We start from the raw sequence: 5818 nt of genomic DNA on the forward strand, positions 1-5818 counted from the left end.
AGTGCATAGGGTCGGCAGCCGTTGCAGATCAGGGGCGTGCCGGGTGGTACCTGGCCGGGCCGGTCATCGATAAGGATGAAATCGGTCCCACTTTCATCGGCCACATCGTTGCCGCTGTTGTCGGCAAGTTTGTAGGACTCATTCCAGGCGGTACTGAACTCTGGCGGATTGTTGTCGCCCTCGATATACAGGCTGATGGCGAGGTCATCCTGATTGTTGACCGTTAGCGCTATGGGGTCGCTTTCGAGTGCTACGGTGTTCGGAGGTATTACCACCGTCGGCTTCCCGCAATTAAAGGTAACCGGCACCGCGCTATTGGTCTTGAGCATCGCGCCACTGGTGCCTTCGCGAATACCAATACTGGCAGCACCGATAATAATTGGCCGGGTTTCGTCCTCATTGAAAAATCGAAGTCGAACATGGGTGCCGCTGGTGGTGACCCTTACGACATTGCGAATGGTTGTGTCGACTGGCGCAGGCCCTGTGCCTTGCTGAACATCCGTTTCACGGGTACCGCCCCACGCGGCAAGCCACTGGCGGCCGGCTTCGTTGACAGTAGTGCAGGAACTGGTTGCCGTCCCAGCGCCTGATGAGCTGGACGAACTGCTGTTGCAGGATGCCAGGAAGACAAGACTGACAATCAGGGTTAAGTGCTTAATCATTATTATGGCTCGAGAAACGGTTTTACGCAGTGTAGATAAAATGATCGCAGTGATCATCACCTTGTTGGATGTCATGGGAGACATGCATTTGTGGTTCTGCAAAATTGCACCTGCCGGCAGATTTTTTGCGATGCAAAATACATCAGTGGCTCAGTGCAAGCCGTAGGGGATTTTTTCATACTGTGGCATGATATTTTCGCTCGCGCTGTTGAGCGAGAATAGCCAACTCAGGAGTGATTATGAAAAAGACAATCGCCGCTGCGGGTCTAAGCCTGTTTCTGACGCAGGTCGCCACGGCCGAGACATACGGAAGCGTATCGTACGCACTGTTCGAAACTGAAATCATAGGCATTGATTTTGACACCCCAACGTTGCAGTTTGCGCTTGGCAATCAGTTTGATGACAACTGGGGAGTAGAGCTGCGATTTGGTGTGGGTACCGACGAAGACCGTGCGTTTGGTCTGGATATGGAAATCAGTCAGTACTATGCGCTATACCTTAAACCCACCCTGCCGCTCGCAAACAATGTGTCGCTCTATGCCCTTTTGGGTGTTGCAAACACTGAGGTTGATACCAGTGTCGGTGAAGACGACGACAGCGATATAAGCTACGGTTTCGGCATTGCTGCCGAGGTCAACCCGGGTGTCGATCTGTTTGGCGAGTATATTAGTTTGTACGATGATACTGACGACGGTATCAGTGTTGAAATTAAAGGCTTTAATATTGGCGTAGGCTTTACTTTCTAATCTGTCTTTTGATTTTTCAGAGGCAAAACGGGCGGCAAAAGCCTCCTGTTTTTTTGTCGGAGAAAAACCTTCTTTTGCATTGCTCCTGGTTCAGGAAGCACGCATAAAATTACGGCTTGAGAATTCTGCTCAGGCTGGCCGCAATATCATTGATCTCTGCCAGACAAACTTCGTGCTGCATGGGATAGGTTTTGTAGGAAGGGGCGTAGCCGAGGGCTTCCAGCGAAGCCACCGTTTGACGGCCCAGGGTTTCCGGTGCCATAGCGTCGTGCGTGCCGTGGAAAACGTCAATGGGAATGTCGCGGTTTGCCGGGTGTGGCTTGGTCGCATTCGGTACAGCAAAAAAGCTGGACAGTACCAATAAGCCGGCGAGCTTGTCTGAATGGCTCAATGCCGTATGCAGCACCACAGCGCCACCTTGGGAAAAACCGGCCAGTACAATACGCTCGGTTGGAATGCCGCGCTCAACTTCGCGCTCAATCAAGGCGCGTGTTGCCGCTACGGATTCGAGCAGTTGCGTCTCATCAACGGCGGTATCCAGATCCATGCCGCGAATATCAAACCAGGCGGGCATGCGCATGCCACCGTTGATCGTTATCGGGATGGATGGTGCGTGTGGGAACACAAAGCGCACGGCGAGTTCTTTTGGTAGACGCAACTGGGGAACAATCGGCTCAAAATCGTGGCCATCGGCGCCAAGACCGTGCAACCAGATCACCGACGCGGTGGCGGGTGTATCCGGTTCTATTTCCACACAGGGCAGGTAGTGCATTGCTTGTATCTCACCATTGAAATTCGAATGTCGCAGCGTACCGAATATGGCTGCTTATATGCAATTCTTCCACAGAGCCGCCAGCACCAAGATGTCATGCCCGGACCGGACCAGAAAATTGGTCGGCTGAATAGTTGTACGCTGTTTACTTATTTTCTGTCGCTTCGTCGCAGTCAGCACCAATTGCGTACACTGGGTGCACGTTGATTAAACTGAGAGCCGAAGAAGCTATGACTACTATCGCACCCTTGGACTTTGCTGAACGCTATGGACCTTGGGCATTGGTATTGGGTGCCTCAGAAGGTGTTGGTTCAGCCTTTGTGGAGGCGCTGGCGGCCCAAGGGCTAAATGTGGTGCTGGTATCACGTCGGCAGGAGGCACTCGATCAAGTTGCCGAAAAAGTTCGCGCAGACTATGGCGTTGAAACGCGAGTCATTGCTTTAGATCTATCGCTCGCCAACGCGATGCAATGCCTGTGTGCGGCGCTGGGAAATTTAGAGGTGGGCTTCGTCGTAAACTGCGCGGGCGGTGATACCGGAAACGATCACTTTCTTGATCGGGATCTCGATGCTGATGAGGCTATGCTATTTCGAAATTGCACCTTGCTAATGCGTGTTTGCCATCATTTTGGCGCGCAAATGGCCGCTCGCGGTCGCGGTGGTATTGTCAACATGAGTTCTGGCGCAGCGGTGGCGGGCACTCCTGGCCTGGCGACCTACGCGGGTACCAAGGCCTTTGATCTTCTCTTTACCGAAGCGTTGTGGGGTGAATTAAAGCCAAGGGGGGTAGACGTAATCTGTCTGATGCTCGCCGATACCGATACGCCTACCTTGCGTCGTCAGATGCTGCTGCGCGGAAAACTCTCTTCGCTTGAGCAGGCTCCCAAAGGTGCCACACCGGCCCATGTTGTCGCTGAAGAAGCGCTTCGTTATCTCGGCAAAGGCCCCACCCGTGTTGTATCCCGTAAGTTGCGAATAGGTAGTCGGGTTATGGGCTTTCTGGGGCGTAATAGGGCCGTGGCGTTGATGACGGTTGCGGCGAACAAGATTATGGGGGATAACAGACAAATAGTGGGCAGCGATTAAGGCTTTTCGTGATTGGTGATATCTTTCTTGAGTGGGCTGATCGCTATGGCGATTATGTATTGCTATTGGTTCCTGCCATCGCCTTTTTGGAGGCAAGTGTTGGTATAGGGTTATTTGTGTCCGGCGCCATATTGCTCAGCGTCTGTACCATGCTTTACACACAGGGTATTGCCACTCTCTATCAAATGCTGCCGCTGGCCTTTCTGGGCGCCACGAGTGCAGATCATATCGGCTACTTTCTGGGGCGCCGCGCAGGGCCCGCATTTCATCACACCCGGTTCGCGCAGCGCTATGCCAGTCGGCTAGACAAGACTGAACAGCTACTGACAAAGCACGGTGAGCTATCCATTATTCTCGGTCGTCTGATACCCGCAGTACGAAGCGTTGTGCCGCTGCTTACCGGCATCAGTGGATTGCCGGCGGCTCGGTACACGCGCTATGACCTGATAGCCTGCTCAGTATGGGCGGGCGGGCTTGGTCTATTGGTGGTCAGTATAGGTGGCTTGATTAACCAGGCCGAATAAGCAGCAGGCCCGGCCGGCTAAAGTGGCAGATTTTGCTAACTATTATTGTGCGAACCATTGCGGCGTTAACGATTGCCGTACTCATCCGGCAATACCAAACCATCTACCGGTATGAAGCCAAAGCGGTGGTAATAGCCGGGGTCGCCCAATCATACACGACCATTAGCCTTCAGGCTTTTGAACTCCGCTAAGGCGCGCTCCATTAATCTCGGGCAAATCCCTGGCTCTGTTTGCTAGGCTCAACCGATATTGGCCCCAGCCCAAACTAACCCGTCGAGTGATCCGGCACCGTCACCGGCGACAGTGCCACATGCGCAACAATTTCATCGGATTCTTCTGCAACTAACGAAACTTTCAATGCCTCGGAATCTCGCAGCGCTTTAGCAATCAATTGTTTGGTGTGGTCAGGGTGAGTTGCATTCAGAAAGGCGGCAATAGTCAGGGTGTGTATGCCGTCTATGCTAGGGCATCTCGTTGTCTCCTATGGACTGGTTTATCTTATAGTCGAATGGCAATGTCTGAATTCGACAGGCCGCGACATTTTTTTCATGTTTTTGCAGGAGGGGCAGAGGCCCGGCGCAGTGGTACCATGCGCACTTGTGATTACTTTAGGGTGGGAATATGACACTGGAGACTCTGCTCGCCAAAGAGGCCATTCGCGATCTGGTGCTGCGCTATTGCCGGGCGATTGATCGACGAGATTACGCGGCGTTAGCGGCGCTTTACCACGATGATGCTACCGACGATCATTCTCCGATGTACTGCGGGAGTGCCGCGGGCTATCTGGAGTGGTTGCCGTCGATGCTGGAGACGATGACAGTGACCTCTCATATGGTGCAGAACCATCTGATAGCGGTGGAAGGCGATCGTGCGGAGGGTGAGGTGACGATGGTGTCGTACCATCTGACGAAAGACGAGCAAGGCAATGATGTGGAAATCATTATCGGCGGGCGTTATCTCGACAAGTACGAGCAGCGCGCTGGTCAGTGGCGATTCAGCCACCGCAAGATTGTGATGGACTGGAATCAGATTCAGCCGTCCACGTGTCAGTGGGATTCACCGCTGGTGGCCGGCACGCCGGTGGGAGCTCGCTGTGACAGTGATCCGGCGAAAGCGTTTTTCAATCTGCTGACGTTTGCGAGCTGATCATGGCTGCCGAATTGAATGTGATAACGCATGCCATACAGCAAGCGGTGGCGCCGGTTTTCCTGCTGGCGGGGATTGGCGGCATTCTCAATGTGTTGACTGGCCGACTGGCGCGGATTATTGACCGCAGCCGTGCCCTGCATCAGCGTCTAGAGCACGCTACGGATGAGCGCGCGCTGGCGATTACTCAGGAACTGAAAACGCTGACCAAGCGGGGTCGGGTAGTGCATCGGGCCATTGGCTTCAGTACCGGCAGTGCCTTGTTGGTGTGCGTGGTGATAGCGAGCCTGTTTATCAATGCGGTGATGGGTTGGCACAGCGGCACGGTTGTGGCGGCGCTGTTTATACTGGCGATGGGCTTTCTGATTGCATCGTTGACCGGATTCTTGCGGGAAATCCAGCTGGCTACACGGGTAATGCTCAATGGGCCTTAAGCGGGCAGATGTGTTACTGGTGGAGCAGGGTGTGGCGGAATCGCGCGCGCAGGCCCAGCGCTGGATCAGCGAAGGCAAGGTGTCGGCGGCTGCGGTGACGGTAACGAAAGCCAGTCAGAAATTTGAGGCGGATACGGCATTTTCCGTGCAGCGCGATGCGCTGGACCGGTTTGTGTCGCGCGGCGGATTAAAACTCGTAGCGGTTCTGGAAAAGGCATTTTTCCCGGTGCGCGGTGTGGCGCTGGATGTTGGTGCCTCTACCGGCGGTTTTACCGATTGTCTGTTGCAGGCCGGTATCGATCAGGTGGTGTGCGTCGATGTTGGGCACGACCAGCTGGCCGAAAAAATTCTCAGCGATGCACGCGTGGTTAATTACGAAGGTATCAATGCGCGCGATCTGCCGCGGTCGTTGTTACAGCATGCGCCAGATGGTTTTGATCTGGCGGTGA

At 54.1% G+C, this 5818-nt stretch carries 7 protein-coding genes and 1 pseudogene; 6 read left to right on the forward strand and 2 right to left on the reverse strand.

Features of this window, described 5'->3' with window-relative positions:
- A pseudogene (locus tag ABYP39_RS16820) lies at positions 1-662 on the reverse strand (hypothetical protein); the annotation flags it as partial.
- A 239-nt stretch (positions 663-901) separates the two neighbouring features.
- Between ABYP39_RS16820 and ABYP39_RS16825 the strand changes: the two are divergent.
- Complete coding sequence (locus ABYP39_RS16825; protein WP_372764509.1) at positions 902-1408, forward strand: porin family protein; 507 nt, start codon at positions 902-904, stop codon at positions 1406-1408.
- Between the two features lie 109 nt (positions 1409-1517).
- Here the strand turns inward: ABYP39_RS16825 and ABYP39_RS16830 are convergent, their stop codons facing one another.
- Positions 1518-2180: an alpha/beta hydrolase gene (locus tag ABYP39_RS16830; RefSeq protein ID WP_372783725.1), complete on the reverse strand. Its 663-nt coding sequence runs from the start codon at positions 2178-2180 to the stop codon at positions 1518-1520.
- 230 nt (positions 2181-2410) lie between these two features.
- Between ABYP39_RS16830 and ABYP39_RS16835 the strand changes: the two genes are divergently transcribed.
- From ABYP39_RS16835 to ABYP39_RS16855, 5 genes are all read left to right on the forward strand, one after another.
- Positions 2411-3265, forward strand: a complete 855-nt coding sequence (locus tag ABYP39_RS16835; protein ID WP_372783727.1) for an SDR family NAD(P)-dependent oxidoreductase — start codon at positions 2411-2413, stop codon at positions 3263-3265.
- Between the two features lie 8 nt (positions 3266-3273).
- On the forward strand, positions 3274-3789 hold the full coding sequence (locus ABYP39_RS16840) for a DedA family protein (RefSeq protein ID WP_372783729.1): 516 nt from the start codon (positions 3274-3276) through the stop codon (positions 3787-3789).
- Between the two features lie 621 nt (positions 3790-4410).
- The gene (locus ABYP39_RS16845) at positions 4411-4935 is read left to right on the forward strand and encodes a nuclear transport factor 2 family protein (RefSeq protein ID WP_372748475.1); all 525 of its coding nucleotides are present in this window, start codon (positions 4411-4413) and stop codon (positions 4933-4935) included.
- A 2-nt stretch (positions 4936-4937) separates the two neighbouring features.
- Positions 4938-5369, forward strand: coding sequence for a DUF2721 domain-containing protein (locus tag ABYP39_RS16850; RefSeq protein WP_372748476.1), 432 nt, complete (start codon positions 4938-4940; stop codon positions 5367-5369).
- Positions 5359-5818: SAM-dependent methyltransferase (locus ABYP39_RS16855; RefSeq protein WP_372783731.1), on the forward strand; the 460-nt coding region annotated here is incomplete at its 3' end. The genes ABYP39_RS16850 and ABYP39_RS16855, both read left to right, overlap by 11 nt.

The sequence above is a fragment of the Litorivivens sp. genome (assembly GCF_041625495.1).
GTDB lineage: Bacteria > Pseudomonadota > Gammaproteobacteria > Pseudomonadales > Spongiibacteraceae > Litorivivens.

What these genes read in the sequence shown, in the direction of transcription:
- ABYP39_RS16845 (WP_372748475.1), top strand. Translation starts at nt 4,411, where the DNA reads ATGACACTGGAGACTCTGCTCGCCAAAGAGGCCATTCGCGATCTGGTG.
- ABYP39_RS16825 (WP_372764509.1), top strand. Translation starts at nt 902, where the DNA reads ATGAAAAAGACAATCGCCGCTGCGGGTCTAAGCCTGTTTCTGACGCAG.
- ABYP39_RS16850 (WP_372748476.1), top strand. Translation starts at nt 4,938, where the DNA reads ATGGCTGCCGAATTGAATGTGATAACGCATGCCATACAGCAAGCGGTG.
- ABYP39_RS16830 (WP_372783725.1), bottom strand. Translation starts at nt 2,180, where the DNA reads ATGCACTACCTGCCCTGTGTGGAAATAGAACCGGATACACCCGCCACC.
- ABYP39_RS16835 (WP_372783727.1), top strand. Translation starts at nt 2,411, where the DNA reads ATGACTACTATCGCACCCTTGGACTTTGCTGAACGCTATGGACCTTGG.